Source organism: Haloarcula halobia (assembly GCF_029338255.1).
Taxonomy (GTDB): Archaea; Halobacteriota; Halobacteria; order Halobacteriales; family Haloarculaceae; genus Haloarcula; species Haloarcula halobia.
In genome coordinates this window covers 350,460-375,232 of record NZ_CP119787.1, presented here as the reverse complement: position 1 = coordinate 375,232, position 24,773 = coordinate 350,460, and the positions used below count along the sequence as shown (strand labels likewise).

Sequence of the window (24,773 nt, the reverse complement as noted above, 5' to 3'; positions counted from 1 at the left end):
CATGGCGTACTACTGGCTCAATCAGAAGGGAACTGACGGGAGCAATTATAATGACGAGGTTGGAGAGGTGTACCATTATCGGGGGAATACCCCCGGGGCCCAGCAATTGACTGCGGGCGATAGGTTCGTGTACTACCGGGTCGGACAATACGAACTGTTCGGCGCGGGTGAAATATCACACATAGACAAGCGAGAATCCGGGAACGGGTCGGGCGTGACGACTGATTACTTCGCGCATATTACGAACTATACTGCATTTGAACCGCCAGTCATCCTGAAGGGAATTGGAGACTCTGGGCTCAAGGACGAGATTTCATTCCTTTGCGATAGACCCGGATTGACTGGAGTCCCTCAGCACAGTATCCACCAGATATGCGAGGAGGACTTTCAACTGATACTCGACTCAGCAGGCGTCGAATTCAACGACTGAGGGGATTCTGGACCCTCGCTCCCGTGAATCAGAGTCAGGAAAGGCGACGAGCGAACTCTTTGACCTTCTCAAATGCTTCGGCCTCTGACCCCTCGGGGACTGACGCGGAGAAGTCACTACTGATGGTTTCGGTGAATCCCGGACGATGATAGTCTGGTCCGGCTGTCTCCGCACCTTCAACGTGCCACTCTCCATCGAGGAACTGCAGGTTCACTGCGCGAATCGGAGTGTCGGTTCCAACCAGAGACACGTCATCCGTCTCTGGATTCCAGTCATATTCGTCATCATCCATCTCGCGAATCCACTGGTACCCATCACGGTCAAATTTCTCTCGCCGCCATGTTCGGCTATTAATCGAGAGTGTCTCCGAGGGGAGGTCTGATTCACTGTACTCAGGCATATTTCCCCAGAATCAGGCAATCAACTTGAACACCCGGGTCAGGGTGTAACAACATCGCGGGCGCGCCGATAACTGCAACCCGCATGACGAACAATCTGAGCAAATGTGCCTATATCGATTATTTCTACTGTATCTATAGCGGCGCTATAGCAAGCCTATAGCTCCTGTTTCCGAATACGGAGAAAAATACGTAAACTTATTTGGTCGGGTTTCTTCGCACAGCGTAGGACAAATGAGTTCAGACAACCAGACAATCGGTGGGCCGTACTCGTCAGACACAGACATCCCAGAGTACACGCGAGAGGAGATGGGTGTGCCGGACACGCGGGAAGAAATCAAGAAACAGCTTGCTCCGCTCGAACTGGAGATGTACGAAGAGTGGATGATGGACATCCTCCGCTGGGCCTTCGACCGAGGCCGCAAGCCGAACTACGTCAAGCCGAAGGGCTATTCGAAGGCGAGTATGCGGAATATCAAGTCCCGTATTGAAACGTTCCTGCTGTGGGCGTGGGACGAGTACGGGTTCACCACGGCTATCGAACCAGAGATGCTCGACGCATACTGGAAGACTCATCTCACCCCGGGCGATAACATGCTCAAATCCGACCGGCGGACGATTAACAACGTCGCCATTATCCTCAAACGTCGGGGCATCGAGTACGAGATTCCCGATAGCGAGGATGTGTACCAAGAAATCGCTGAGGAGGAAGTTACGGGCTTTTCGGATTACCTCCTGCCCACTGAATTGCGAGACGTGAGGTCTGCGGCACTTCGAGCGTACGCTGTACCGGACAGGGAACAGATGGAATCTGGTGATAAAGAACAGGAGTGGGCGGCTCACCTCGCCCAGAGGCTTCGTAAGCCCGTATTAGACCTCACAGAGGAGGATTGGGAGCGCGCAAACAGCTATAAAATCCCCTCTCTGACCTTCGCGGCGCTCGACCTCGGCTTCCGCCCCTGCGAGATTGAGGATGCCAAGGTCTCGTGGTTCAATCTCCGAGGCGACGAGGGTCACATCGGGATAAATCCCGAGGAGGATAGCAAGGAAGGCGGGGATAACCGTAAGTGCATCCTCTCAAAGGAGGCAGTTCGCCTGCTCAAGCTCTGGCTCAAGGAGCGTAACTCCATCGAGATGTACGATGGGCGGGACGAGATGTGGCTCACGCGCGAGGGCAACCCGTATTCGGCGGACTCTCTCGGCGGTGAGAAGGGTGTTATGGGGCGACTGATGCAAGAGGCAGGCATCGATACCACCAATCGAGAGACCGGCTTCTACATGATACGCAGGGGAACCGGAACCGTAATTGGGAATACCGAGGGGCTCTCAGCGGTGATGACACAGCTTCGCATCAATAATGTGGAAACAGCACGTCGCTACGTGCAGAATGATACCGAGGCTATCAAGCGGAGTCTGGAGGCACTTAATGGGACTTCCCAGTAACACCACACTCGCGGCGTGCCCGGGGGCGAAAATATGACCCTGAGAGACGACGTTTGGGATGCGGCTTTGATGGAGGTCGCCAACCGTGGGCAGTTCAAGATAAGCGACCTGCCGTTCGAAGAGGAGCAGAGACACACGGTGAGGCGCACCTTGCGAGAAATGCAGGACAAGGGCTGGTTACGCCGAGAAAGTAAACAGGCGGCCATCTACAGGCTCGGCTCAAAGGCCGAGATGATGCTCGACATATCGCCGGAAGTCATCGAAGCTTCTCGGGAGTGAAACTCAGCAATTGTGCTCGTGTTTCTTTTTCCGAATTGATTCAGTAATATGGTATTAAGGGGTGTCGGAGAAGCCGTTTAATGATGAATATTTTTACAAACACTAGCAAATATGGTCGGGTATGGGCAGAAGCCTTCTGGGGGCTTCGACGAAGGTTCGAATCCTTCTGGGACTACTTCTTCCGCGAACCACCCGGCGAGCACCGCCTCGCGTGTGCTCGCATTCCGTGAGCGGGTGCCGTAGTGAACAGAAGATTCGAACCCTGCCAGTCGCGCGCGGCGAATGGGCGGTTTGAGGGGAGCGAGAACCGCCATGCGAACGGCGTCCTCACAGGGTTCGATTCCGTCTCGAACCCTCGCCGCCGTCGTCGACCCGGCTCCGTCGGATAAATAAGGCATCAATACTTTCTTCCCACCTTACATACCCCGTCACGTGAACACGGAATCCGTCGTCAGACGCCCCGTCGAAGAGAACGAATCGCTGAGTACGGCCATCGTTTCAGCGCTCTCGGAGGCAAAGGGCAGGGACATCTCCCGGGACGACTGTGTCCTCTACGACACCATCGACCCCGACGGCCTGGACAGCATCTTCCGCCAGGACGGCGAGGGCGACCGAATAAAGGTCGAGTTCGCGACACACGGCGCCATCGTGGTGCTCTGGGGGAACGGCCGGGTCACCGTCGAGGTCCAGGACCTGGAGGCCGACCCGAACTACGGGTGACGGCCGCCTACTGGTACCGCCCGCGTCCCTCGATGTCCGCCAGGCTCTGGAACACATCGTCGGCGTGGTCGCTCGTCTCTCGGTAGGCCTCCTCGGCGGCCGCGACCAGCGCCGCGTCGTCGTCGGCCGTCCCCGCCAGCGACTGCGAGAGGACGTGCAGGTCCATCGCGTGGTCCTCGGCCTCCCGGGTGTAATAGCCCAGCCCGAAGTCGATGAGGAAGGTCCGCGGGCGGTCGGCGTTCTCCCGCTGAGTCCCGACCCGCACGTTCCGCGTCGTCGGGTCGCCGTGGACGAACCCGGCGTCGTGGATGCGGGCGAGGTGCCGGCCCACGTCCCGGACCCTGTCGGCCGTCAGCGCTGCCCGCAGGTCGCAGTCGCCGACGCGCTGGAAGACGATGCGAGCGTTCTGTGGATCGACGTCACGGACCAGCGGCGTCGGGACGCCGTGACGGCGCGCCTCGCTTGTGAGCCGGACCTCCTGGCGGGTGCGCTCGACGCGCAGGCGGTCGTCGAGTTCGGGATGACGATACGAGCGGGGGACGCGGTCCTTGACGACACGGTCGCCTTCGAAGGAGACGGTCGCCTCCGCGCCCTGGACTGCGGCGTCGGCGGCCGCGCCGCGGTGGCCGGCCCCGACCGCCTCGTCGCCGCGCCAGGTCACCGCCACCTCGTCGGGCCGGAAGTCCGCGTCGATGCCCGAATCCTCGATTGCCAGCGTGTCGCCCGCCGCGTACATCTTCGCGCCGAGCATCGCGATCATGCCGGCATTGTCTCTGAGAAAGCGGTTCTCGGGGGCGTAGAAGTCCGCGCCACGTTGCTCGCACATCTCCCGGAGCATCCCCTGGAGGCGTTCGTTCTGGCCGACGCCGCCGCCCAGCACCAGTTCGTCGGCGTCTGTCAGCGAGAGGGCGCGCTCCGACACCTCGGTGAGCATCGCGAAGATGGTCTCCTCCAAGCCGCGACAGACGTCCTCGACCGGTACACCGTCGGACGCACGTCGTTCGCCCGACGAGCCTCCGCTCGCATTGCTCGCGGAGACGCCGTCGCCGACGGCCTGCTTGGCGGCGCTCATGATGCCCGAAAAGGAGAAGTCCATCCCCTTGACGACGTAGGGCAACGGGTGGTACTCCCCCTCCTTCGCGTGGGCCTCGACCTTCGGCCCGCCGGGGTGGGACCAGCCGAGGTGACGGGTGAACTTGTCGATGGCGTTTCCGACGCCGGTGTCCATCGTCTCGCCCAGCACGCGGTAGCGGCCGCTGCGGTAGCCCAGCAGGTGGGCGTTCGCGCCGGAGGCGTTCAGGCAGACCGGCGAGGAAAAGCCCGACTGGTGGCGCCCGACCTCCAGGTGAGCGACCATGTGGTTGACGCCCACGAGCGGCACGTCGAAGCGCTGGGCGACCGCTCTCGCTGCGGTCCCGACGATACGGAGGCAGGGGCCGAGGCCGGGGCCGCGGGAGAAGGCGACTGCGTCGACGGGCGCGCCTCCGTCGTCACCGGCCGCCCGGGCCCGCTCGCGGGCGTGCTCGAGCGCCGTCCCGACGACCTGCGGGATGGCCTCGCCCATGTGCTCGGCGGCCTCGCGCGGGTGGATGCCGCCGCTCTCGGGCTGGTAGGCGTCGGTCTCGATGAACGCGTGATCGGCGTCGTTCGCGGCTGTCGGGTCCGTCGTCTCGAAACCACCGGGAGCACGGTCGTTCTCCCGCGCAGTCGCGCCCGCCCACCGGTCGGTCTCGAATATCGCAGCACTGGCTGCCCAGGCGGTCCCCTCGATACCGAGAACGCGCATGTGGGGCCTTACTTCCAGTTGGTGTAGCCGCACTTCCCGCAGGTCTGACGGTCCTCGTGTTCCGCCAGCAGCGTGTCGCCACACCGGGGACAGGTCTCCCGCGTCAGTTCGCCGTCCTCGTAGTACTCGTTGCGGGCCATGCTAGGCCTCCTCGGCCTCTTCGTCGGCCTCGCCGTCGGCGACGATCTTGTTGCGCTCGAGCATGTGGTCCTGCTCGACGTCGCGGGCGTCCTCGGGGCTGTCGTAGACCTTCGCGTAGCCGACGGTCTTGCGCATGCCGAACTTCGTGTCCAGCTTGTGGACGACGACCTCCTCGGCGTCCTTGTTCAGCTTCGCCGCAAGCGAGTCGCGCACGGAGAGCCGCGAGGGCGTCGCTTCGTCGTGGACGACCTCGAAGCGGACGTCCGTCCGGTGCAACATCGGGTTCTCGTCTTCCTCGATGATGTCGATGTCCATAGTTCGTTGGCTCTACTTCCCCGCGAAACGGGTAAAAGGATTTCGAAGCCGCCGAATCCGACCGAACGGGGTTCACTACTCGCCCAGCTGGGCCAGCAGGTGCGAGAGGTGGATGCGTTCGTTGGCCGCGTCGACCAGCGCCATGTCGGTCTCCCCGGCCAGCCGGTGGACCTCGGCGAGGCGCGCCCCGGAGTACCGGGACCGGGCGACCGAGAGCAGGTCCTCGAGGACGTCCGACGCGCCGTACCCCTCGTCGACGAGCAGGTCGTCGAGCGTCGAGCGGGCGTCGGAGAACCGCCCCGCCTCGGCGGCCGCCACCATCGCCTCGACCTGGTCGTCGGCCTCGATGGCGTTCAGCGTCTCGTAGGCGGCGTCCATCGTCAGTTCCCCGGCGTCCTCGTAGGTCGTCTGTGCCGAGAGGATGGCGGTCCGGAGGTCGCCCTCGGCGTAGCCGGCGACGTACTCCAGGCCGTCGTCGTCGAAGTCGACCCCCTCGGCGGTCGCGATGTCCCGGAGCACCGCCACCGTCTCCTCGTGGGTCGGCGCGCGCACGACGACCGGAAAACAGCGCGAGCGGATGGGCGGGATGAGCGCCGAGGGCTGGCGCGTCGCGATGACGAACTGGGTGGCCTCGTAGTACTGCTCCATCACGCGACGCAGCGCCTGCTGGAAGTCCTCGCGGATGTCCTCGGCGTTGTCCAGCAGGATGGTCTTGTAGGTGCCCGAGACGGGCGCGTAACTGGCCGACTCCTTCAGGACGTGGTTGATGAGGTCGGCCTTCGAGGACTCGCGGCGGCGCTTGCTGTCGATGAACGACGAAAAGCGGGGGTCGTTGGCGACCTCCTTTTTCGTCATGTCGAAGACGTCGGCGACGTTTATCTCGGTGAAGTCGGCGTCGGGGTTTGCGTGGACCTCGCGGGCGTAGGCGCGGACGGCGGCCGTCTTGCCCGCCCCCTTCGGTCCGTGGACCAGCAGGTTCATCGGCTCCTCGATGGCCCCCTGGAGGTGCTCGCGGGCCTGCTGCTGGGGGATGTCCGCGAGCGTCGGGGCGTGGGTCTCGGTCCACAGCGGTGCGTCCATTGGTCGTCGACCGGTAGGGCACCACCCGACAAGTAATCGGCGGTCCCGGCCCGGGTCACAGCGGGGTGCCCCGGTCTCCGTCGGGCAGGCCGACTGCCGCCCCGGCCGCGTCGTCGCTCGCGACGCCGGGGCGGTCGACGGCCGCCAGCGGGAGCGAGAGGTCCACGCGCGCTCCGCCCAGACGGCTCTCACAGACCGTCACGTCGCCGCCGTACTGCTCGAGTATCGACGTCGTCAGGAACAGTCCGAGGCCGTCGCCGTCGCTCTCGAGGCCCCGCTCGTTGGCTTCGAGCACCCGGTCGCGGGCGGCCTCCGGGATGCCGTCCCCGTCGTCGGCGACCCGAACCCGGGCCGTCGCGTTGGTCACCGTCGCGTCGACGACCACCGTCGGGCGGGCGCTGTCGTTGTGTTCGACGGCATTCTCGAGGACGTTGTACAGGGCCCGCTCGAGCAGGTCGTCGGCCCGGACCGCACAGTCCGGGACCGACTCGACGGTGACCGACGCCTCGGGGTACGCACTCCGGACGGCCCTGACCTGGGCGGTGACGACCGTCGGGAGGCCGACGGGCTCGAGGTCGGTCTCTTCGGTCATCGCCTCGGTGATGTCGGCGATCTTGTCGACCGTCTCGGCCATCTGGTCGCTCTTGTCGACGACGGTCCGAGCCCACTGTCGCTGGTCGGTGCCGCCCTCGGCTGCGAGCAGTTCGCCCCGACCCCGCACGACCGTCAGGCCGTTTCGCAGCTGGTGGCGTAGCGTTCGGTTCAGCAGGTCGTTGGCCTCACGCTGGCGTTCGAGCAGCTCCCGCTTGACCTCCTCCTCCGTGGCTCGCTGCGTCGACTCGCGGGCCCTGACGCTGTAGACGCCCACCGCGAGGCCGAAGAGGCCGCCGCCGACGATCTCGGTCAGCAGCCTGACCCCGACCGGCACCGCCGGCTGGCCGGTGGCGCGCAGGGCGACCGGCCACAGGCCGAGACAGCCCATGACGACCAGGCCGCCGGTGAACCAGCGGACCACCGTCTCGGTGTCCTCGACCGTCGCACGCTGGCGCAACCGGAGGCCCTGCCAGACGGCGACGCTTGCACACGCCGTCGGCAGCGCGATGTCCAGCAGCGCGTACCCGGGGTCTGGCACCTGCACCCAGACCACCACCGTCAGCACCCCGATAGCCATCAGGCTCACCGTCGGGACCCACCACTCCACGACACGGTCCCACCGGTGGTCGCCCCCCACCCAGCGTGACATCGTACTACAATTATCAGTTCAGGTGACTAAATAGCTTGGTGCCGCCCGGCGTCAGTTCTCGAACAGCTCGCGGAACACCTTCTGCTGGGCCGCCCGGAGGTGCTGGTGGTAGGTCGGCCGGGAGATGTCCATCGCCGAGGCCAGCTCGTCGCCGTCGACCTCCCGGGGCCAGGCGAAAAAGCCCCCGAGGTAGGCCGTCCGCAGCGCTGTCTCCTGGCGGTCGGTGAACTGCTCTGCCAGCGCGGCCCGGAACTCCTGTTGGGTCCGGACCGGCCGCTCGTGTTCGTGGTAGCTCGTCAGGTCGACGCCGTCGTAGCTGTCCTCGACGATGCCAAAGACCTCGCGGGCGTCGGCCTGGTAGGGCAGTTCGACGGTGTAGCGGGCGACGCCGTTCTCACCGCCGACGGCCCTGGGGACGGCGCCGTGGTCGACGAGCCTGGCCAGCAGCGACCCGGTGACCGTCACGTCGAAGAGGGTCTCGCCCTCGTGTTCGGCGACGCGCTTGACCTTCGTGACCGACTCGTCGCCCTCGAAGCCCTCCAGCACCTCGTCGGAGTCGGCCCCCGTCGAGGTCAGGTACAGCCGGAGCGACCCGTCGTCGTTGATGACCGTCCCCTCGGACGTGAGCGTCGCACCGGTATTCGCCGAGAGGCGACTCAGCAGCAGGCGCCGGTCGTCGACGGTGAACTCCAGTTCGACCACCTTGTTCGCCGAGAGTATCTTCCCGCTCTCGATGGCGTTGATGGCGTTGGCGACGGCTCGCCCCAGCGCCTCGAGGACGACCTGTTCGCGGTCGTCGAACGCGTCGGCCTGGTCGGCACAGACGAACAGGACGCCGTACGTCGAGTCTGTGTACGAAAGCGGGATGGCCATCACCGACTCGACGCCGGCGGCGTGGGCCTGTCGGACCCACTCGGTCCCGCTCTCCTCGAGGGCGGTGTGTATCTCCGGGTCGTCTTCGGCCAGCGCCCGGGCGCCGACGGTGTCGTCCGCGAGGGTGACAGATTCGGTCCGGACGTCGACGTCGCCCGCCCACGCGGTCGCCTCCAGGCGCTCGTCGCGGACGTCGGGCCGGCCGACCCACGCGAAGACGTAGGGGTCGGTCGCGACCAGTTCGTCACAGACGCCCGACTCGACGGCCTCCCGAGTCGTGGCCTCGACCAGCACCTCTACGGTGTTCTCGATGAGGCCGTTTATCCGTTCGAGGATGGTGGCGATGCGCTCGCGGGTCTCGCGGACCTCCTGTTCCCGTTTCGCGCGGTTGCAGGCCGCCGCGGTGTTGGTCACGAGCAGGCTCGCCACCTGGCGGTCGATGTCGTCGAAGGCGTCCGGCTCCGTCGAGAGGACGCTCAGCGTCCCGTGGACGCCGATGGGGAAGAACATCGCCGACCGGATTCGCTCGTCGCCGCCCACGTCGATGCCGTCCGCGTCGCTGTAGAAGACCGGTTCGCCGGTCGCGAATACCTCGCCGGGGTACCCCTCGTCGAGTGCGTAGACCGGGCGTTCGCCCAGTCGCTCGTCGGTGGCCTCGGTGGTCGCGGCCGGCCGCAGGACCTGGTCCTCGGCGTCGTAGAGGCGCACGACGTTCAGGTCCAGGCCCAGGGTCCGCTGGGCCGCCCCGGAGACGATGGCGGCCACCTCCTCCCGACTCGGGGCCTGCATCAGCGCCCGGGACGTCTCCTGGAGGCTAGACAGCATCTCCTCGCGGCGCTTCCGCTCGGTGATGTCCCGGATGACGCCTGCGGTCCCGCGGAACTCGCCGTCGTCCCCGTACAGCACCGTCATGTGGTCCTCGCAGGGGACCTTCTCGCCGTCCTTGCGGTGGATGGTCAACTCGAAGGTCGTCCCGACGTCGTCGCGCCCGTCGCCCGAGAGGAGTTCCCGGAGCTTGTCCTCGGCGAGTTCGACCGTCGTCCGGTCCTTGATGATGCGCGTGTGCTCGCCGAGCAGTTCAGCCCCGGTGTAGCCCGTCAGCTGGGTCATCGCGCCGTTGACGAAGACGAACTGTCCATCGTCGTCGAGCGCGTAGACGCCGTCGTCGAGCGCCCCGATGACCTCCTCGTGCCGGTCGAAGGTCCCGTCGTCGGCCGCCCCGTCCTCGAGTACGCGTTCGATGCGGTCGGCAAGGACGACGTACTGCTCGCTGGGGCCGCGCTGGACGTACTCGACGTCCCGGTCGCGCAACACCCGACGGACGATGGCCGCGTCGTCGTGCCCGAAGACGACGACCGGGAGGTCGGGCCGGTCCGACCGCAGGTCGGTCACGAACGCCGGGAGGTCGACCTGCGTGCTCACCACGCAGTCGACGTCCTCGAGCCCTGCCGCAGGGGCGTTGCGTCCGGCCGTCCGCACGTCGAACCCCGCACCCACGCGCTCGAGCGCAGCTGCCGCCCGAGAGACCTGCGCCTCGTCGTCGCCACACACCAGCACGCACGCTCCGCTGCCCATACCTAACTGGTTAGCAACGACTACATATGAAGGTACGGGTCGGTCACCCGGCCGTGTTCGGTTGGGCGGCTATCGGTCGAAGCATTCGCCCGAGAACGACGTCCGTCCGGTTCCGCCTTTCCGGCCAGTGACCGCCGGGCCGAGACAGTCCGGCTCCCCCTCAACAGTGGCCGCCAGCGAACACCTCGCCCATCTCGGGGTGACACCCGGAACAGAGCCACTCGGTTGTCCGGTAGGTCATCGTACCGGTGGCTCGCCGGTGTTTCCAGACGTGTACTACGTCGTTCCCGCAGTGGTCACACTCTGCCATACCTGGCGTGTGTATTGTTGACACACCGTCTTAAAACTATGGTTCTGTACGATATTGGCGGAGATACCGCCCGTTCACACAACTACGACAGAAAAACGTCCTCGTTCGTGTAGTTTTCTGACGGCGACACGCGCTGTTCCCGTGCCCGTGAGCGCGCCGCCGACGTGCCCTACTGGTGGCTGTGGATGTTGGTACTGCCACACTCGGGACACTGCGTGGTCACGCCCAGCGGCGGGACGGCGACCCTGTCCCACGCGTCGCCGGCCGGTGCCTCGAACCCGCAGCTGAGACACGTCAGTTGTGAGACGGCTTCTGTGTCGAGCATCACCGTTCACTACTTCCCCCACCGGCAAAATTGTTTGTGTGATTACACCCGTGGGCCACACCGCGGAACGGTATCGGTCGGGCTCAGCGGCCGTGCCTGGACGGGCGTGGCGTCGCGTCCGCCATCCTCACGGCGCTGTCCGTCCGACGCGCTCGACGGGCCTCCCGAGTGCCGCTCTGGCAGGCGGTTACGGGTCGACCAGCTCGAACTCGATTCGCTCCACGTCGGCGCCTTTCGACACCCGGTTCGTGATGTGGACGGCGCCGACCTCGCCCAGTCGGTCGACGTGGGTGCCGCCACAGGGACACATGTCGTAGTCGTCGATCTCGACGACACGAAGCGGGTCGACGTGGTCGGGGATGAGGTCTAGCTGCGTCCGGCCCTCGGCCACCCCCGCTTCGACGGCCGCCCGTGCCCTGTTTTCCTTCGCGACCGGCAGGTCCCGTTCGATGACGGCGTTCGTCTCGCGCTCGATGAACGCCAGGTCCTCCTCGTCGAAGTCCGCCGGTTCGAAGTCGATGCGCGAGCGGTCCTCGTGGATCTGGTTGCCGGCCGTCGTCGCACCGTACTCCTCGAGCACCACCCGCGAGACGACGTGCTGGGCGGTGTGCATCCGCCGAAGCACGTCTCGACGGGCCGCGTCGACGTGGCCCTCGACGGCGGTCCCCTCCGCGGGCGGGTCCCCCTCGAGCGACTCGAGGTAGTGACGGACGTCGCCGTGGTCCTTCCGCACGTCCACGACGTCGGCGTGGCCCCCCTCCCAGCGAAGTTCGCCCCGGTCGGCCGGCTGTCCGCCGCCCTCCGGATAGAAGTACGTGCCGTCGAGCACGACGGACTCCTCCGTCGCCGCCCTGACCGTCGCGGTGAACTCCGTGACGTCGTCCTCGTCGGGGAGATACAGGAGGTCGGTCATGCGCGTGGGCTACGCTGTCGATGCACTAAGAGATGTGGGGGCGGGCCGTCCTCGAGCGGTGGCACTTGCGGTCACGAACCCGACGTTCGGTGCCGGTTCGATGCCGTCTCGACCCCGTTCTGCGCTCCCCTCTCGTGGGCAGCGAGGCGCACCCGGCGACGACGAGCGGGCGACTGCGACCCGCTGTCCGGCCGGACGGCTGCGGAAAGCAACACCCCCTTACGGCGACGAGCGCAACGTGAGGTGTGAACGATTCGACGCGACAATGGGTGTTCGCTGCGCGGCCGACCGGTGAACCGGATCTGCGTAGCTTCGAACTCCGCGAAACTGCGGTTCCAGAGCCACGGCACGGGGAACTCCTCGTCGAAGTACAGTACCTATCGGTCGACCCGTACATGCGAGGGCGGATGTCGGACAGCGCATCGTACGCGGACCCGTGGGACGTCGGTGACGCGATGGAAGGGGCCGTCGTCGGGGAGGTCGTCGAAAGCAACAGTGTGGCCTACGACGCGGGGGACCTCGTGACCGGAACCGGGACGTGGGCGGACTACAGCCTCCTCGACGCCGATGACGTCGCCCCCGTCGACACCTCCATCGCGGCCCCACCGGCGTATCTCGGCGTGCTCGGGATGCCCGGGCGGACGGCGTACTTCGGGCTCCTGGACGTCGGTGACCCCGACCCCGGAGAGACCGTCGTGGTGTCGGGGGCTGCCGGGGCTGTCGGTTCCACTGTCGGCCAGATCGCGAAGCTGAACGGCTGTCGCGTCGTCGGCTTCGCGGGCTCGGACGAGAAAGTCGCGTGGCTCACGGACGACCTCGGGTTCGACGCCGGCATCAACTACAACGCGACCGACGACTACCGAGCGGCCCTCGAGGACGTCGCGCCCCGCGGTGTCGATGTCTACTTCGACAACGTCGGCGGGCCGATCACCGACGCGGTGTTCACGCAGTTGAATCTCGACGCACGTGTCGCCGTCTGCGGGCAGATCGCCCACTACAACGACGAATCGGTCCCTACGGGCCCACGAAAGCTACCACAGCTTATCGCACCGCGGGCGACGGTACAGGGACTCCTCGTCAGCGACTTCGAAACACGGTTCGGCCAAGCGCGTGACCAACTCGGTACCTGGGTGGCCTCGGGTGACCTCGCGCACCGCGAAACCGTCGTGGACGGGCTGGAGAACGCACCGGAGGCGTTCCTCGGGTTGTTCTCGGGGGACAACGTCGGGAAACAGGTCGTCGGCGTCGCCGAAACCTGAGCCAGGTCGTACTCTGCCTGGTCGCCTTCGCCGACTCCGTCTCGAGACGGCCGAGCGTCCCAGGAGCGACCCCGCTGATGAGGCCACCGAGACGCCACCGATGGTATCCAACATCCCGCTCGTATCGACGATCAGCGGAACCGCTCGGCGAGGTCAATAGCAGTGGTCTGTGTGCGCGACGGTTACTGGAACCAGTGGGCTTCTGTCTCGCTTCCCCGCATCGCGGCCCTCCATGCGTTCGAGTATCTTCGCTGTCTGCTGGTTTCTATACTCGGTCTGCCACACCACCGGATCACAAGATGGCGGCGGCATTGGAGACTGTGTGTTACCGGCTGTGCTATCGGTGCTATCTTTCTTGTGTCCCGACGAAGCCAGAAAACTGTCGCGAGCAGCCCTGCAGGATGCGCCGGCCGGGAATTGAACCCGGGCTATTGGCTTGGGAAGCCAATGTCCTACCACTGGACCACCGGCGCGCTCACTTCGTTCGCGCCCCGAGGCTCGCGATTCCTGCGGAATCGCTCACCACAGGCGCACGTCACTCGGTTTGCATCCCAGAGTCCACGTCGGTCGCACTTCAACGTAGCGCTTCCGGGCGCCGTCGCTGGACTCGCCGGCGGTCGGGAGTGGACGTCCGTTCGAAAATGTCGCCACGATGAGTGGCTATTAGTTCACACCGACCTACCAACGCGTATGGCAGACGCCGAAACGGTCGTCAGGGCGGACACGCCACTGGACCTGACCTTCTCCGAGGCAGAGCTCGAGGCACACCGCGAGCACGCCACCGCGTTTATCCGGGACCAGCTCGAGGCAGCGGGCGCCGACCGCGCGGTCATCGGCCTCTCGGGCGGTATCGACAGCACGCTGACGTCTCATCTGGCCGTCGAGGCGCTGGGGGCAGACGCCGTCCGCGGCCTCGTGATGCCAAGCGAGGTCAACCGCGCCGAGAACATGAGCGACGCCGAACGCGTCGCCGACGAGCTGCTGGGCATCGAGTACGACGTCGTCGAGATAAACCCGCTCGTCGACGCATTCCTCGAGGCCTACCCCGACGCCGACGGCGACCAGCTGGCCGTGGGCAACCTCCGGGTGCGCTGTCGCGCGGTGCTGAACTACCTCGTCGCCAACCACGAGGACGCGCTGGTGCTGGGGACCGGAAACCGCAGCGAGGCGCTCGTGGGCTACTACACGAAGTACGGCGACGGCGCCGTCGACTGCAACCCCATCGCGACGCTGTACAAACAGCAGGTCCGCCAGCTCGCCCGCCACCTCGGCGTCCCCGCAGACCTCGCCGAGAAGACCGCCAGCGCCGAGATGTGGGCCGGCCAGACCGACGCCGACGAGATGGGGATGGACTACGACACCCTCGATTCGATTCTCGCGCTCCACGTCGACGGCGGCGTCCCGCAGGCCGCCACGGCCGAACACATCGGCGTCCCCGAGTCCCTGATCGAGCAGGTCAGGGAGATGTACGAGTCCAGCGCGCACAAGCGCGCGATGCCGCCGGGCCCCGACCCGCTGTACTGAGCTAGCGGACCGGGTTCTCGGGGCCGCGGCCGAGATACTCCGAGAGGAACGCGTGGACCGTCTCGGCGTCGTACCGGTCCAGGTACAGGCGGTGGCGCCAGGCGGTCAGGACGAAGTCGGCCTCGGGGTTCTCGTCGGGGTTGGGGACGACGACGACGCTGCGCCAGGTCCCGGTGTGGATCGAGGCGAACGATTCCAGACTCTGTCGGGACTCGTTTGTCAGCGCCGCGGGGTCGTAGTAGACGACGACCGCACCGTGCTCGAGCGTGTGGACCAGGTCGCCGAGCGGTTGCTCGTCGGTGTACAGGCCCGCGTCGACCGTGCCGGTGTAGTGGGGGCCCGAGAGCGGCGGCATCTGGTCGTACTGGACCTCGGTCCCGCGCTCGACGTGTTCGGTGCCCTGGTTCGGGAACGCCTCGACGCCCGCGAGCAGGTCGCTGTCGCCTCGCTCGTCGAGGGACTGCCCCTCGATACCGCTGACGGCCGGGCCGTCGCTGCTGGTGGTGAGATACACCGCCAGGACGGCCCCGATGACGACGACGGCGCCGACAGCGAGCAGGGCGAGGGGCGGCCCGCTCTCGTCGTCGCTCGTGTGCTGTGCCACCCGGCGCCGGTCTATCGACCCGAGCTCCTCCTCGTGTTCGGCGGCCAGGTGGTCGAGGTAGTCGTCCTCGTCCTCGAAGGACGCCGCACAGTAGTCACAATCGACCATTTGGGTCCCGTAGGCGGCCGGGGGGTTTCAACGTGCGGTCCGCCGCGGGTCACGGGGCCCCCGCGGACACGAGCGCGGCGAAGGCCTCGCGTTCGCGTCGCTCCTGGGTCGCCAGCGGGGTGTCCTCGCGGACCAGCGCCTTCACCCGCCGGAGGGCGTCGTGGTCGACGCTCGCCAGCTCGTCGGCCACCCGTTGTGGGTCGTCAGTCACTCGCGAGACCAACCCCATCCGCAGGGCCCCCTCGGCGTCGACGGTGCGCCCGGAGAGTGCCAGGTCCAGCGCCTCGCCCTGCCCGACGACAGTCGGGAGTCGCGCCGTCCCGCCCCAGGCCCCGAACAGGCCGAGTTTGACGCCCGTCTCGGCGAACGTCGCGTCGGGTGTCGCCACCCGCAGGTCACAGGCCAGCGCCAGCTCGACCCCGCCCCCGCGGGCGGCCCCGTCGACGCCCGCGACGACGGCCCCGTCGTAGGTCGCCAGCCTGCGTGCTACCCGCTGGCCCAGCGCGGCGAACTCGCTTGCCGACTCGGCATCCAGCGACCGGACGACGTCGAGGTCAGCCCCCGCACAGAAGGCCGGGCCCGCGCCGGCGAGGTAGAGCACGGGTGCCGTGGCGTCCGCGACGGCCGACTCCAGGGCCGAAAGCCCCTCGCGTGTGAGCGCGTTGCGCCGCTCGGGCCGGTCGAGGCGCACCTCGCAGACGTCACCGGCTGCCGTCGTCCGTATCATGCCTTCCCCTGTCTCTGCCGTTTCCAAAGGTCTTTGGCCTTCCCGCCGCTAGAAAGGGCCAATGCAGGAAGTCGCGGCGGTTCGCCGAGCAGCCCTGGCCGCGGTCGAGGACGTCGAGCCTGACCGGTTCCGCGACCGGATCACCGACCGCCTCTCCGATGCCCCGCTCACGCCCGGCGTGCTGACCCTGGTGAGCGCCCGGGCCGCCCCCGACGGGCCGGCCGACCTCGACGACGGCATCACCGGCCGCGCCGCCGGCGTCCAGCTCATCTACGAGGGCCTCACCCTCACCCGCCACCTCGCACAGGACGACCCCTGGGAGGGTGGCGACCGCGAGGCCGCCAACCTGGACATCCTCATCGCCGACGTCCTCGTCTCGCGTGGCTTCTACCTGCTCGCTCGCACCGAGGCCGCGGAGGCGGCCGTCGACGTCGTCCGCTCGTTCGGCCACGACCAGACCGTCCGGGAGACCACCGGCGACGAGACCATCGACGAGAACCTCGAGGCCGACATCTGCGAACTGGCCGTCGTCGCCGGCGTCACCGCCGCCGGCGTCCATCCCTCGCCCTCGCTGCGCGAGTACGCGGCCCGCCTCGCCGCCGACGGCCTCCCGGAGAACGCCTGGATCCTCGGCGAGGAGGTCGGGGACGCGCTCGTGACCCGCGCCAACTCAGACTACCATCCTGACGGCACCGAGGCCGCCGCCGACCACTGACACCGACCGCCATACCGGGCCCGAATCGAAACGCCTAAAGACATTTGCCGGAAAGAATCAGGTGCGCCTGGGTAGCTTAGCGGTAAAGCGCGTCCTTGGTAAGGACGAGACCCCGGATTCAAATTCCGGCCTAGGCTTTCTCCGAGCGACTGACCCGGAGCGGCAGCGACGGGTCCGTCGCGAGTGGACCGCCGGACGCGGATTTGAATCCCTGTCAGTCGCACGCAGCAACGCGAGCACGTCTGACTCTGGTTCAAATTCCGGCCTAGGCTCTTCTGGGAGACGACTTGCGAGCGGCGCGTCCCGTCGCGGCGTCCCGCTCGACGTGTGGGACTGACGCGGCATTCGAATCGAGAGCAGACCCAGCGCCGAACAGAGTGAGGCGACCGTCTTCGCGTAGTTCACATACCGGCCGGGGCTTCCTGTGACGAACTAGCTGTACAGAGCGGCGGATTGCCGTACGCAGGACACGCCAGGGGCAGTTGATCTCCCGAAACGAGACCGAAGCGTGGGACTTCCGGAACCTCCAGTTCTGCTGACCTTTTGCAAAGGGATATACACCTGTGGACCTAACCATGCATGTGAGTAGCACACACGACGAGACGACAGACGCGGTATCACAAGACGGGAGCGGCCGCCGCATGGACCCCACCACGCTGGCATCTGTCGCGTCCGTCGCCCTGGCACTGTACTTCTACTACGTCCGCGGCGACAAACAGCGGGGGCAGTTCGTCGGTCTCTGGCCCGCGACGATTCTCGGCCTCGCTGCGTACCGCAAACTCGGCGAAGTCAAACGACTCCTCGAAGAGGGCGCTAACTGAACAGGTGCTGCCGCCGGTTTCCGCCGTCGTATCGCGTTACAACCAGCCGCCGCTCGACCACCCAGCACTATCGCCACATGCGCTCAACCCTCGCCCAGACCATAACACGCCTCGACCTTGACACCCGAATCCAGTACGGGATGATGCTCCTCTTCGGAGGACTCTGCTTACTAGCGGCGGCCGCCCCGCTTGACACACTCACGAAAGCCGTCGTCGTCTCCGCGCTGTTCGGATTCACCGGCGGGCTCTGGGTGTCACACCTGGTACAGATCGTTCAGCGGGCCGCGGCAACGCCACAGCCCGAGGCCGAGCAATGACCGAGGACGTCGCCGAGGAACCGCCACAGACCTCCGGATTCCTCGCCGGGCTCGAATTCCTCACCGGTGACGACCCCAGCGCCGGGTCGTTCCTGCTGGTCGTCGGGATGGTAACCTGCGTCTTCATCGCCGCGTTCCAGTTCACGCTGAATCCCCCGATCTCGACACTGCTCACCGGGCTCGTCCTGGTCATCACCGTCCTCAGTTTCGTCATGGGTGCGGTGCTGGACATGCTCGATTACTTCGACACGCCGCGGGACCTCGACCGCTGAGTTCGGAGAGCGAACGCATCCTGTTCCCGACGACGCGACGCTATCGGTTCCCGCTCCCGGCTACCGGCCTGCTCCTCGACGAGGTCGGCATCGACGACCGTGTCCTCTCCGCGGCCGAAGTCGCGGCACTCGCGACGATGGACGAGTCGGTCCCGACGCTGCCACGTCCAGTACTCGATTCGTCGGCCCGCGTGAACAGTCGGCCCTCGCTCCTGTGACGTCTGTTCAGGGTTGCCACGCAAAGACTGTCCTGACCGAGCCCGTCGTCTCGCGGGTCGTGCGCTGTCGGCAGGGCCTCTATATCGTCGCCCCGCCTACGGAGCGATGTGACTACCTTGCGGCCCGTCCTCCTCGTCTTCGCCATAGCGCTCCTCGCAACGCCGGCCCTCGCCCACGTCCCGAGTTTCCCCACGGACAACACGACGCCCGACAGCGCCGTCGAAGTGCCCGACGCCGCCAAGTCGTGGTCGTTCTACGACCACCTCGACACGGGCGAGGTAGCGTACTACCGCTTCTCGCTGTCGCCAGGCGAACGGCTTCGGGTGAGCACGTTCACGCCCGAGGACGGCCCCTTCACACCGTCGTTCGTCGTGCTGAGCGAGTCGCTCGGGGCGACAGACGGCGTGCCCGACCGGGTGACGGTCCCCGAGGGGATGGGCGCGGTCGTCGTCGAGGGCGAGCGGCCCGAGCGGGCGTCCTACGAGCCGTTCGCGCCGTCGGCCACCTACGAGACGACCAGCCTCGACCGGCCGGTCGACGAGGAGACGGCGTTCCTGGTCGCCGTCTACGAACCCCAGGGGCGGAGCGGACAGGTCGGCGTCGCCATCGGCTACCGCGAGGAGTTCTCCCCGACGGAGTACGTCCGGGTGCCGTTCGACCTCGTGGGCGTCCACCTCTGGGAGGGGCAACATCCGCTCGTCGTCGTGGGGCCGTTCGTAGCGACGGTACTGGGCGGGGTCGTGGTCGGGTGGCGACGCCGGGCAGCGACCCCCTCGAGGCCGGTCGCCCGGTACGCACTGGGTCTCGGCGCGCTCCTGATACTCGGAACGACCGCCGGGACGCTCGTCCAGACCGGCATCGCGCTGTCGAAGACCGGACCGACCGCCGGCGCGGTCGTGACGGCCGTCTTCGTCGTCGTGCCGCTGGTCTGTGGCACGTGGGCACTCAGGGTCGCCGTCGGCACGGGGCCGCTGACGACACTCGCGCGCGCTGGACTCGCCGGCGCCGCCGTGCTGAGCGTCCTGACGTGGGCCGGCTACCTCGTCGGGCCCGCGCTCCTCCTGGCGGCGGCGGTGGTCCCGGCGCGAGTCGCCAACCGCCGCCTCACTCGCTGACCGGCCGACGCTCGAAGGCTGCCTGGACCGCCTCGCTGGGGTCCAGTTCGGCCAGTTCCGCCGCGATGTCGACGCTGGCCAGTTCCTCGGCGCCCGTGGGCGTCTGCTTCGCGATGGCGACGTGATACAGATACGACAGCCGGAGCAGCCACCGGGCGTGCCCGTAGTCGTCGGGTGACTCGATGAGGTACGTCGTCCACCCGGATTCGGTCAGCAGGTGATGGACGCCGGTCTGGCCCGCCTCGACGAGCACGTCGCGCAGTTTCCGCAGGTAGGCGATGTCGAGCATCCCCCAGACGTGGACGTGCCCGATCTCGCGGGGACCGACGCGGAACTCCGTGCCGCCAAAGCGGTGTTCGCCGACGGTGACGCCCTCCCAGGCCGCCACGTCGTCGACGAGCCGTTCGACCGTCTCCGCCACTGCCTCGCGTTCGGATGCCATACTACCGAGATGCTGTCAACGAAGATAACAGTCGCGGCGAGCAGACGGTCGGGCTGTCACTCCCGGTCGGGTCCGTCGGCCAGTGCGGCCTCGCGCAGGCGCTCGCACTCCTCGGTCTCGACGGTGAGGTCGGGCACCGGCGTGGGTTTGCCGTCCTCGATGGCGACGAAGGTGGCGTAGGCGCTGGTCGTCTGTTCCGTCTCGCCGGTGTGGGGGTGCTCGCGCTCGACCTGGATGCGGACCTTGACGCTCGTGCGCCCGGTCTCGTAGGCGTAGGCGTCGACAAGCGCGTTGTCGCCGATGGGGATGGGCCGCTCGAAGTCCACGCGGGACATCTGGGCGGTGACACACGACTCGCGGGCGGCCCGCATGGCGGCCATCGCGCCGATCTCGTCCATCCACTTCATCACGATGCCTCCGTGGGCGCTGTCGTAGTTGTTGGCGTGGCTGGGCTGGACGCGCTCGCGGTTGACGATGTGCGTATGCGAGATGGTGGGCATGGGCCACAGTTGGCCCGCCCGCGAGATAACCGTGTGGTGTCCGTGCGTCGTGCCGGGAGCCGAGCACCTTTGTCCCGTGGGGTCCTACGACCGGGTATGGCAACGCGAACGCTCACAGTCACGGGGATGGCCTGCGACGGGTGTGAGGAGGCTGTCGAAGGGGCGCTCGAAGACCTCGACGGCGTCGAATCGGCGACCGCCGACCAGAACGCCGACGAGGTGGACCTCGAGACGAGCGGCGACGTCGACGAGGCCGCGCTGGCGGCGGCCATCGAGGACGCGGGGTACGAGCTCGTCGCCTGACTACGCCACCGCGTCGTGGGCCCGCCGCACGGCCGCCAGCAACGCCTTCCGGTCCGGGTGGAAGGCCAGGTGCGAGCGACAGCCACAGTCCGAACAGCCAAAGTCGTCGTACGCCACCGGCGTCTCGAGACCGTCGTCGACGCGCTCGGCCACCGCACACTCGACGTCGGCCGGCGTCGTCACCGCCGTCTCGAGGCGCGTCGCGGCCTCGCCCAACAGGTAGTCGATATGCCAGTGGCGGGTGTCGTTCTCGCCGGCGGCCACCGCACGGTGGCGGTCGACGCGGCCGAAGCCGCCGGTGCCGAGCGCGCTCCCGGTGTAGGCGTACCAGCCGGCGGGGAACCGGTGGTCGCCGAGTGCGCCCACCTCGATGGTCGATTCACGCGACCGTTCGAGCACGAGGGTGTAGGTGCCCCCGGCCATCACCGATCCCCCGTCGAGACCCGTCCCGTCGACGTCCCGTTCGTTGCCATGGGCGGGCACAGGACCCGGGGCGGCGTAGGCGTTCTGGACCCCGCCCGGCCGGACGATTCTTGAGTCTGGTGGCCCTACCTCCGGCCGATGGGTCGCCGCCTGACCGACAGCCCCACCGCGGTCACGCTGTCGGTACTCGTCGCCGTCTTCGCCTGCCAGCAGGTGCTGGGCCTGTTTGTCCCGCAGCGGGCGCTGCTCGCCCTCTCGCTGCCACTGCTGGTCCGGCCCTGGACGCTCGTGACGAGCGTCTACGCCCACACCGGCCTCTCGCACCTGCTGGCCAACGCCCTGATGCTCGCGCTGGTCGGCCTGCTGGTCGAGCGCCAGACCACACGCGGCCGGTACCACCTCTTTTTCCTCGGGACGGGGATGCTCGCGGGCGTCACACAGGTCACGGCCGCCGCCGTCCTCGGGCCGCTGGTGCCCGGCCTGGCGGCGAACGTCAGCGTCCTCGGTGCCAGCGGCGCCATCTTCGCGCTCTTTGGCTACGTGCTCGCGTCGAACCGGGTCACCGACATGGTCGTCGCCGGACTGGAACTCGCCCCGCGCACCCAGCTGGCACTGGCCGGCGTGCTGGCGGTGGCGATAACCCTCGGGACGGCGACGCCCGGCGTCGCCCTCGTCGCGCACTTCACCGGCCTGTTGCTGGGTGTGCTGTCCGGCCGGCGCCACCTGCTCCGGCCTGCATGATATGTAAACAGAACGACTGGTATGGGGCCGGGAGACGGCGCTTTCGTCCGGCGTATCTGCAGTCGAAGGGAGGGGTCAGCGGACGAACCGCTCCTCGTCGAGCTGCTGGGTCACCTCGTCGGCGAGGGTCCGGAGGTTCACGGTGTCCTCGCGGTTGTACGAGATGAGCGTCTCGAGCGCGCCGTCGGCGCCCCGCTCGTGTTCGTGCCAGAGGCGCACGGCGTCCCGCCCGGAGATGTCCGGCCGGTCGCGCTCGATGCCGACGTCCTGTTCGACCTGTTTCAGGCCGCCCGAGAGCCCCAGCTGCTTGCAGGTGTACATCAGGTCCAGGTGGGGCCGCTGGAGGTCGACGTCGAAGTTCGCCTCGAGGAAGGGGACGTCGAAGCGCTTGCCGTTGAACGTCACCAGCAGGTCGGCGTCGGCGAAGGCTGCCCGGAGGTTCCCCGCTGTGAGGTCGTCGCCGGCCACGAGCGTCCGGGTGTCGCCGTCCTGGTGGAGGCTCACCGTCGTCACCCGGTTGCGGTGCTGGTCCAGGCCGGTGGTCTCGATGTCGAAAAAGCAGGTTCGCTCCGGGAACGTCTGGTAGAGGCGCCAGCGCTCCCCGCTGGGGAAGGCGCTGTCGAAGAAGCCGACGTCCGTCGACGCGAGACGGTCCCGCCCTTCGCCGATGAACGACTGGATTCGCTCGCCGCGCTTGCCGCCGACGACGCCCGGTTCGAACTCGTCCCAGTGGGTGACCCCCTGCTCCCAGATGGACCGCTCGGTCTTCTCGCCGACGCCGTCCACTCCGATGAAGCTGTTCTCGACGCGCACGCTCTCCGGTACCAGCGGCCGCGTATGTAAGCTCGTCGGTGGGCCGGACTCCGGCGACGCTACTCCCCGCACATCGGGAGGACCGAGGCGTAGACCGACCGGTTCTCGAGGGGCACCACGAGCGTGCTATCGCAGTGGGCACACGCGTCGTGCGGGCGGTCGAAGGTCCGTTCACAGAGCGGGCAGACGTACCGCGTCCGGGGCTGGGTCGCCGTCGTGGACATACCTCGCCTTCGGTCCCCGCGGGCAACTCGCTCCTCGCTACGTGTATTCGCCTCCCACGGCGCCGCCGCTATCTGTATATCCCCGCGGGCACGTCCTGTCCCCGGTCGAAACGACGAAGCCGCCGGCCCCCCAACGGCGGGTATGACCGACTTCCTCGTCGCCACGTCGTCGGTCCACGTGACCGCGGCGGCGGCCGACTACCTGACAGCCCGTGCCGACCCGGCGACGGACGACGTCGTCGTCGTGGGCGTCCGTGACCCCGACGCCCCCCAGCGCGACGCCGGCGACGCCGTCAACGTCGCCCGCTCGCGGCTCGCGTCGCTGGCGCCGACGACCGAGATAAACGACGGCGACCCCGTGCCCGAGATACGGGCGGCTATCGAGACCCACGACCCCGACGAGGTGCTGATCGGTGCCCACCGCGGGACCGCCGGCAGCGAGGGCGTCGGGTCGACGGCGCGGGCGCTGCTCGGCGAGGTGGACCGGCCGGTCGTGGTCGTGCCGCTGCCGTCCCTCTAGAGCCACCCGCCGTCGGGGAACTCGAGACCGAGCGAGACCGCCAGCGTCTCCTCGGCCAGGTCGGCCGCCGCCGGCGCGAGGTCGGTCTCCGGGTCCAGCGACGACGGTTGGAGCGGGTCACCCGTTGCGACCGGCAGGTCGTGGTCGGCGTCCGCGACGTCGACCGCGCCGTCGGCGTCGGTCCGCGTCGCCACGACGGTGTCGGCCGGGGCGCCCAGGTCCCGCAGGCGGCCCTGCTGTCGCGGGAACAGGTCCGCGCCCCGACGCGTCGCCGGGACGACCAGCGCCCGCCGCGCCGCCGCCGTGACGGCGGCGACGGCCTGGTTGGCCGCCACTGGCGGGACGTCCACCAGGACGTGGTCGACCCGGTCAGTGAGGTCCGTGACCAGCGACTCGAACCGCTGTGCGTGCTCCGGTGCCTTCGCGCGGGCCAGGCGCTCGAAGGACGCGTGTGCCGGCACGGCCAGCGCCTCCCCCGACGTCTCGAACTCCAGGTCGTACACCGCCTCCTCGGTCGACACCTCCCCGGTCGCGACCGCCGTCACGTCGCCGTCGATGCGCCCCGAGACGTACGTCGAGAGCCCCTGCGTGGCGAACGCGGCGTCGACGACGGCGACCGACCGGCCCGCCCGGGAGAGCGTCGCCGCCAGTTCGACCGCGACCGTCGTGGTGCCCGCACCGCCCGTCGCACCAACGAGTGCGAGTGTGGATACCCCCATAGGCGATGCTGGGGGCCGTCTTCGGACAAAAAGGTGTGGATTCTTTCGCGCCAGCCGACGAAGAATTTAGTGGCCTGCGATGGCGTCGGCGATCTCGTCCAGTTCCGCGTCGCTCAGGTCCGGCCGGTCGTTGACCAGCGCGTGGATGGGGCGCCCACCGTCGGCTTCGAACCGCGGGACGATGTGGCCGTGGACGTGGGGGACCTCCTGGCCCGCTTCCTCGCCGTTGTTGAACGCGACGGTGCTCGCGGGCGCGTCGACGGCGTCCTCGACGGCGGGTGTCAGTTCGTGGAGCGTGCGAAACACCGCGCTCCCGACGTCCGCGGGCAGGTCGTTTAGCCGCTCGTGGTGGGCCTTCGGGATGACGAGCGTGTGGCCCGGCGAGAGCGGGTTGGCGTCGAGGAACGCCAGCACGTCGTCGTCCTCGTAGACGGTCCGGCTCGGGATGTCGCCGTCGACGATCTGACAGAAGATGCAGTCAGCGCTCATATTCGAGGGGTGGAACGGGCGTTACATCAAGGTTGGCCCGCGTGCGGTGGTGTTCGCTCTCGCAGTGCCTCGTTCGTAGAGAACCAG

33 protein-coding genes and 2 tRNA genes are annotated in these 24,773 nt (G+C 67.5%); 15 read left to right on the top strand and 20 right to left on the bottom strand.

Annotation, left to right across the window (positions count from 1 at the left end; genetic code table 11):
- The first annotated feature begins 1 nt into the window (after position 1).
- Positions 2 to 430, top strand: a complete 429-nt coding sequence (locus P1K88_RS01995; protein WP_276412135.1) for a hypothetical protein — start codon at positions 2 to 4, stop codon at positions 428 to 430.
- A gap of 34 nt (positions 431 to 464) precedes the next feature.
- On the opposite strand, the gene P1K88_RS01990 is transcribed toward P1K88_RS01995, so the two are convergent.
- Complete coding sequence (locus P1K88_RS01990) at positions 465 to 830, bottom strand: hypothetical protein (protein ID WP_276412133.1); 366 nt, start codon at positions 828 to 830, stop codon at positions 465 to 467.
- Positions 831 to 1,062: 232 nt separating this feature from the next.
- On the opposite strand from P1K88_RS01990, the gene P1K88_RS01985 reads away from it, so the two are divergent.
- The 3 genes from P1K88_RS01985 (at position 1,063) to P1K88_RS01975 (ending at position 3,270) form a co-directional block, all read left to right on the top strand.
- Positions 1,063 to 2,271, top strand: coding sequence for a hypothetical protein (locus P1K88_RS01985; protein WP_276412132.1), 1,209 nt, complete (start codon positions 1,063 to 1,065; stop codon positions 2,269 to 2,271).
- A gap of 33 nt (positions 2,272 to 2,304) precedes the next feature.
- Positions 2,305 to 2,550: a hypothetical protein gene (locus P1K88_RS01980; RefSeq protein WP_276412130.1), complete on the top strand. Its 246-nt coding sequence runs from the start codon at positions 2,305 to 2,307 to the stop codon at positions 2,548 to 2,550.
- 432 nt (positions 2,551 to 2,982) lie between these two features.
- Entirely contained in the window at positions 2,983 to 3,270 is a 288-nt protein-coding gene (locus P1K88_RS01975) for a HalOD1 output domain-containing protein (protein ID WP_276412129.1), read from the top strand.
- A gap of 7 nt (positions 3,271 to 3,277) precedes the next feature.
- On the opposite strand, the gene P1K88_RS01970 is transcribed toward P1K88_RS01975, so the two are convergent.
- The 9 genes from P1K88_RS01970 to P1K88_RS01930 form a co-directional block, all read right to left on the bottom strand.
- The gene (locus P1K88_RS01970; protein ID WP_276412127.1) at positions 3,278 to 5,056 is read right to left on the bottom strand and encodes a bifunctional N(6)-L-threonylcarbamoyladenine synthase/serine/threonine protein kinase; all 1,779 of its coding nucleotides are present in this window, start codon (positions 5,054 to 5,056) and stop codon (positions 3,278 to 3,280) included.
- An 8-nt stretch (positions 5,057 to 5,064) separates the two neighbouring features.
- A complete protein-coding gene (locus tag P1K88_RS01965; protein WP_276297553.1) occupies positions 5,065 to 5,196 on the bottom strand; it encodes a 30S ribosomal protein S27ae in 132 nt (43 codons plus the stop codon).
- Position 5,197: 1 nt separating this feature from the next.
- Positions 5,198 to 5,512 (bottom strand): 30S ribosomal protein S24e, encoded by a 315-nt coding sequence (locus P1K88_RS01960; protein WP_276412125.1) that lies wholly within the window; start codon positions 5,510 to 5,512, stop codon positions 5,198 to 5,200.
- Between the two features lie 75 nt (positions 5,513 to 5,587).
- Positions 5,588 to 6,592, bottom strand: a complete 1,005-nt coding sequence (locus P1K88_RS01955; protein ID WP_276412123.1) for an AAA family ATPase — start codon at positions 6,590 to 6,592, stop codon at positions 5,588 to 5,590.
- Between the two features lie 55 nt (positions 6,593 to 6,647).
- Positions 6,648 to 7,835, bottom strand: coding sequence for a sensor histidine kinase (locus P1K88_RS01950; RefSeq protein WP_276412121.1), 1,188 nt, complete (start codon positions 7,833 to 7,835; stop codon positions 6,648 to 6,650).
- Between the two features lie 51 nt (positions 7,836 to 7,886).
- Positions 7,887 to 10,283, bottom strand: a complete 2,397-nt coding sequence (locus tag P1K88_RS01945) for a bacterio-opsin activator domain-containing protein (RefSeq protein WP_276412119.1) — start codon at positions 10,281 to 10,283, stop codon at positions 7,887 to 7,889.
- 160 nt (positions 10,284 to 10,443) lie between these two features.
- Positions 10,444 to 10,593, bottom strand: coding sequence for a hypothetical protein (locus tag P1K88_RS01940; protein ID WP_276412118.1), 150 nt, complete (start codon positions 10,591 to 10,593; stop codon positions 10,444 to 10,446).
- Positions 10,594 to 10,762: 169 nt separating this feature from the next.
- Positions 10,763 to 10,918, bottom strand: coding sequence for a hypothetical protein (locus tag P1K88_RS01935; RefSeq protein ID WP_276412116.1), 156 nt, complete (start codon positions 10,916 to 10,918; stop codon positions 10,763 to 10,765).
- 187 nt (positions 10,919 to 11,105) lie between these two features.
- Complete coding sequence (locus tag P1K88_RS01930; protein WP_276412115.1) at positions 11,106 to 11,831, bottom strand: alanyl-tRNA editing protein; 726 nt, start codon at positions 11,829 to 11,831, stop codon at positions 11,106 to 11,108.
- Between the two features lie 245 nt (positions 11,832 to 12,076).
- Between P1K88_RS01930 and P1K88_RS01925 the strand changes: the two genes are divergently transcribed.
- A complete protein-coding gene (locus tag P1K88_RS01925) occupies positions 12,077 to 13,090 on the top strand; it encodes an NADP-dependent oxidoreductase (protein ID WP_276412114.1) in 1,014 nt (337 codons plus the stop codon).
- A 402-nt stretch (positions 13,091 to 13,492) separates the two neighbouring features.
- On the opposite strand, the gene P1K88_RS01920 is transcribed toward P1K88_RS01925, so the two are convergent.
- Positions 13,493 to 13,563: transfer RNA gene (locus P1K88_RS01920), tRNA-Gly, on the bottom strand.
- Between the two features lie 217 nt (positions 13,564 to 13,780).
- On the opposite strand from P1K88_RS01920, the gene P1K88_RS01915 reads away from it, so the two are divergent.
- Positions 13,781 to 14,614: an NAD+ synthase gene (locus P1K88_RS01915; protein ID WP_276412112.1), complete on the top strand. Its 834-nt coding sequence runs from the start codon at positions 13,781 to 13,783 to the stop codon at positions 14,612 to 14,614.
- A gap of 1 nt (position 14,615) precedes the next feature.
- Here P1K88_RS01915 and P1K88_RS01910 read toward each other — a convergent pair whose 3' ends face one another.
- Positions 14,616 to 15,326 carry a DUF3105 domain-containing protein gene (locus tag P1K88_RS01910; protein WP_276412110.1) on the bottom strand — a complete coding sequence of 237 codons (711 nt, stop codon included), beginning with the start codon at positions 15,324 to 15,326 and terminating at the stop codon, positions 14,616 to 14,618.
- 49 nt (positions 15,327 to 15,375) lie between these two features.
- Positions 15,376 to 16,053, bottom strand: a complete 678-nt coding sequence (locus P1K88_RS01905) for an enoyl-CoA hydratase/isomerase family protein (protein ID WP_276412109.1) — start codon at positions 16,051 to 16,053, stop codon at positions 15,376 to 15,378.
- A 61-nt stretch (positions 16,054 to 16,114) separates the two neighbouring features.
- Between P1K88_RS01905 and P1K88_RS01900 the strand changes: the two genes are divergently transcribed.
- The 6 genes from P1K88_RS01900 (at position 16,115) to P1K88_RS01875 (ending at position 19,512) form a co-directional block, all read left to right on the top strand.
- On the top strand, positions 16,115 to 16,768 hold the full coding sequence (locus tag P1K88_RS01900; RefSeq protein WP_276412107.1) for a DUF7114 family protein: 654 nt from the start codon (positions 16,115 to 16,117) through the stop codon (positions 16,766 to 16,768).
- Between the two features lie 65 nt (positions 16,769 to 16,833).
- A tRNA-Thr gene (locus P1K88_RS01895) sits at positions 16,834 to 16,905 on the top strand.
- A 444-nt stretch (positions 16,906 to 17,349) separates the two neighbouring features.
- Complete coding sequence (locus P1K88_RS01890; protein WP_276412105.1) at positions 17,350 to 17,589, top strand: hypothetical protein; 240 nt, start codon at positions 17,350 to 17,352, stop codon at positions 17,587 to 17,589.
- 77 nt (positions 17,590 to 17,666) lie between these two features.
- The gene (locus P1K88_RS01885) at positions 17,667 to 17,906 is read left to right on the top strand and encodes a hypothetical protein (protein ID WP_276412103.1); all 240 of its coding nucleotides are present in this window, start codon (positions 17,667 to 17,669) and stop codon (positions 17,904 to 17,906) included.
- On the top strand, positions 17,903 to 18,178 hold the full coding sequence (locus P1K88_RS01880) for a hypothetical protein (protein WP_276412102.1): 276 nt from the start codon (positions 17,903 to 17,905) through the stop codon (positions 18,176 to 18,178). The genes P1K88_RS01885 and P1K88_RS01880 overlap by 4 nt, the downstream gene beginning before the upstream one ends.
- Before the next feature lie 326 nt (positions 18,179 to 18,504).
- Entirely contained in the window at positions 18,505 to 19,512 is a 1,008-nt protein-coding gene (locus tag P1K88_RS01875; RefSeq protein ID WP_276412100.1) for a hypothetical protein, read from the top strand.
- Here the strand turns inward: P1K88_RS01875 and P1K88_RS01870 are convergent.
- Positions 19,502 to 19,954: a luciferase domain-containing protein gene (locus P1K88_RS01870; RefSeq protein WP_276412099.1), complete on the bottom strand. Its 453-nt coding sequence runs from the start codon at positions 19,952 to 19,954 to the stop codon at positions 19,502 to 19,504. The two genes, P1K88_RS01875 and P1K88_RS01870, sit on opposite strands and share 11 nt — an antisense overlap.
- Positions 19,955 to 20,010: 56 nt before the next feature.
- Positions 20,011 to 20,454: an acyl-CoA thioesterase gene (locus tag P1K88_RS01865; protein WP_276412097.1), complete on the bottom strand. Its 444-nt coding sequence runs from the start codon at positions 20,452 to 20,454 to the stop codon at positions 20,011 to 20,013.
- 96 nt (positions 20,455 to 20,550) lie between these two features.
- Between P1K88_RS01865 and P1K88_RS01860 the strand changes: the two genes are divergently transcribed.
- Positions 20,551 to 20,757 (top strand): heavy-metal-associated domain-containing protein, encoded by a 207-nt coding sequence (locus P1K88_RS01860; protein WP_276412095.1) that lies wholly within the window; start codon positions 20,551 to 20,553, stop codon positions 20,755 to 20,757.
- Here the strand turns inward: P1K88_RS01860 and P1K88_RS01855 are convergent, their stop codons facing one another.
- Entirely contained in the window at positions 20,758 to 21,180 is a 423-nt protein-coding gene (locus P1K88_RS01855) for a GIY-YIG nuclease family protein (protein WP_276414106.1), read from the bottom strand.
- Between the two features lie 138 nt (positions 21,181 to 21,318).
- Between P1K88_RS01855 and P1K88_RS01850 the strand changes: the two genes are divergently transcribed.
- Positions 21,319 to 21,921 (top strand): rhomboid family intramembrane serine protease, encoded by a 603-nt coding sequence (locus P1K88_RS01850; protein WP_276412093.1) that lies wholly within the window; start codon positions 21,319 to 21,321, stop codon positions 21,919 to 21,921.
- A 75-nt stretch (positions 21,922 to 21,996) separates the two neighbouring features.
- Here P1K88_RS01850 and P1K88_RS01845 read toward each other — a convergent pair whose 3' ends face one another.
- Both P1K88_RS01845 and P1K88_RS01840 read right to left on the bottom strand, forming a co-directional pair.
- Positions 21,997 to 22,734: a ribonuclease H-like domain-containing protein gene (locus P1K88_RS01845; protein WP_276412091.1), complete on the bottom strand. Its 738-nt coding sequence runs from the start codon at positions 22,732 to 22,734 to the stop codon at positions 21,997 to 21,999.
- A gap of 59 nt (positions 22,735 to 22,793) precedes the next feature.
- Entirely contained in the window at positions 22,794 to 22,958 is a 165-nt protein-coding gene (locus P1K88_RS01840) for a hypothetical protein (RefSeq protein ID WP_276412089.1), read from the bottom strand.
- A 142-nt stretch (positions 22,959 to 23,100) separates the two neighbouring features.
- Between P1K88_RS01840 and P1K88_RS01835 the strand changes: the two genes are divergently transcribed.
- Complete coding sequence (locus P1K88_RS01835) at positions 23,101 to 23,478, top strand: universal stress protein (protein ID WP_276412088.1); 378 nt, start codon at positions 23,101 to 23,103, stop codon at positions 23,476 to 23,478.
- Here the strand turns inward: P1K88_RS01835 and P1K88_RS01830 are convergent.
- Both P1K88_RS01830 and P1K88_RS01825 read right to left on the bottom strand, forming a co-directional pair.
- A complete protein-coding gene (locus tag P1K88_RS01830; protein WP_276412087.1) occupies positions 23,475 to 24,197 on the bottom strand; it encodes a ParA family protein in 723 nt (240 codons plus the stop codon). The genes P1K88_RS01835 and P1K88_RS01830 overlap by 4 nt on opposite strands.
- A 66-nt stretch (positions 24,198 to 24,263) precedes the next feature.
- Complete coding sequence (locus P1K88_RS01825; RefSeq protein WP_276412085.1) at positions 24,264 to 24,686, bottom strand: HIT family protein; 423 nt, start codon at positions 24,684 to 24,686, stop codon at positions 24,264 to 24,266.
- Positions 24,687 to 24,773: the final 87 nt, after the last annotated feature.

What these genes read in the sequence shown, in the direction of transcription:
- P1K88_RS01995 (WP_276412135.1), top strand. Translation starts at nt 2, where the DNA reads ATGGCGTACTACTGGCTCAATCAGAAGGGAACTGACGGGAGCAATTAT.
- P1K88_RS01990 (WP_276412133.1), bottom strand. Translation starts at nt 830, where the DNA reads ATGCCTGAGTACAGTGAATCAGACCTCCCCTCGGAGACACTCTCGATT.
- P1K88_RS01985 (WP_276412132.1), top strand. Translation starts at nt 1,063, where the DNA reads ATGAGTTCAGACAACCAGACAATCGGTGGGCCGTACTCGTCAGACACA.
- P1K88_RS01980 (WP_276412130.1), top strand. Translation starts at nt 2,305, where the DNA reads ATGACCCTGAGAGACGACGTTTGGGATGCGGCTTTGATGGAGGTCGCC.
- P1K88_RS01970 (WP_276412127.1), bottom strand. Translation starts at nt 5,056, where the DNA reads ATGCGCGTTCTCGGTATCGAGGGGACCGCCTGGGCAGCCAGTGCTGCG.
- P1K88_RS01965 (WP_276297553.1), bottom strand. Translation starts at nt 5,196, where the DNA reads ATGGCCCGCAACGAGTACTACGAGGACGGCGAACTGACGCGGGAGACC.
- P1K88_RS01960 (WP_276412125.1), bottom strand. Translation starts at nt 5,512, where the DNA reads ATGGACATCGACATCATCGAGGAAGACGAGAACCCGATGTTGCACCGG.
- P1K88_RS01955 (WP_276412123.1), bottom strand. Translation starts at nt 6,592, where the DNA reads ATGGACGCACCGCTGTGGACCGAGACCCACGCCCCGACGCTCGCGGAC.
- P1K88_RS01950 (WP_276412121.1), bottom strand. Translation starts at nt 7,835, where the DNA reads ATGTCACGCTGGGTGGGGGGCGACCACCGGTGGGACCGTGTCGTGGAG.
- P1K88_RS01945 (WP_276412119.1), bottom strand. Translation starts at nt 10,283, where the DNA reads ATGGGCAGCGGAGCGTGCGTGCTGGTGTGTGGCGACGACGAGGCGCAG.
- P1K88_RS01940 (WP_276412118.1), bottom strand. Translation starts at nt 10,593, where the DNA reads ATGGCAGAGTGTGACCACTGCGGGAACGACGTAGTACACGTCTGGAAA.
- P1K88_RS01935 (WP_276412116.1), bottom strand. Translation starts at nt 10,918, where the DNA reads ATGCTCGACACAGAAGCCGTCTCACAACTGACGTGTCTCAGCTGCGGG.
- P1K88_RS01930 (WP_276412115.1), bottom strand. Translation starts at nt 11,831, where the DNA reads ATGACCGACCTCCTGTATCTCCCCGACGAGGACGACGTCACGGAGTTC.
- P1K88_RS01915 (WP_276412112.1), top strand. Translation starts at nt 13,781, where the DNA reads ATGGCAGACGCCGAAACGGTCGTCAGGGCGGACACGCCACTGGACCTG.
- P1K88_RS01910 (WP_276412110.1), bottom strand. Translation starts at nt 15,326, where the DNA reads ATGGTCGATTGTGACTACTGTGCGGCGTCCTTCGAGGACGAGGACGAC.
- P1K88_RS01905 (WP_276412109.1), bottom strand. Translation starts at nt 16,053, where the DNA reads ATGATACGGACGACGGCAGCCGGTGACGTCTGCGAGGTGCGCCTCGAC.
- P1K88_RS01900 (WP_276412107.1), top strand. Translation starts at nt 16,115, where the DNA reads ATGCAGGAAGTCGCGGCGGTTCGCCGAGCAGCCCTGGCCGCGGTCGAG.
- P1K88_RS01885 (WP_276412103.1), top strand. Translation starts at nt 17,667, where the DNA reads ATGCGCTCAACCCTCGCCCAGACCATAACACGCCTCGACCTTGACACC.
- P1K88_RS01880 (WP_276412102.1), top strand. Translation starts at nt 17,903, where the DNA reads ATGACCGAGGACGTCGCCGAGGAACCGCCACAGACCTCCGGATTCCTC.
- P1K88_RS01870 (WP_276412099.1), bottom strand. Translation starts at nt 19,954, where the DNA reads ATGGCATCCGAACGCGAGGCAGTGGCGGAGACGGTCGAACGGCTCGTC.
- P1K88_RS01865 (WP_276412097.1), bottom strand. Translation starts at nt 20,454, where the DNA reads ATGCCCACCATCTCGCATACGCACATCGTCAACCGCGAGCGCGTCCAG.
- P1K88_RS01860 (WP_276412095.1), top strand. Translation starts at nt 20,551, where the DNA reads ATGGCAACGCGAACGCTCACAGTCACGGGGATGGCCTGCGACGGGTGT.
- P1K88_RS01855 (WP_276414106.1), bottom strand. Translation starts at nt 21,180, where the DNA reads ATGGCCGGGGGCACCTACACCCTCGTGCTCGAACGGTCGCGTGAATCG.
- P1K88_RS01850 (WP_276412093.1), top strand. Translation starts at nt 21,319, where the DNA reads ATGGGTCGCCGCCTGACCGACAGCCCCACCGCGGTCACGCTGTCGGTA.
- P1K88_RS01840 (WP_276412089.1), bottom strand. Translation starts at nt 22,958, where the DNA reads ATGTCCACGACGGCGACCCAGCCCCGGACGCGGTACGTCTGCCCGCTC.
- P1K88_RS01835 (WP_276412088.1), top strand. Translation starts at nt 23,101, where the DNA reads ATGACCGACTTCCTCGTCGCCACGTCGTCGGTCCACGTGACCGCGGCG.
- P1K88_RS01830 (WP_276412087.1), bottom strand. Translation starts at nt 24,197, where the DNA reads ATGGGGGTATCCACACTCGCACTCGTTGGTGCGACGGGCGGTGCGGGC.
- P1K88_RS01825 (WP_276412085.1), bottom strand. Translation starts at nt 24,686, where the DNA reads ATGAGCGCTGACTGCATCTTCTGTCAGATCGTCGACGGCGACATCCCG.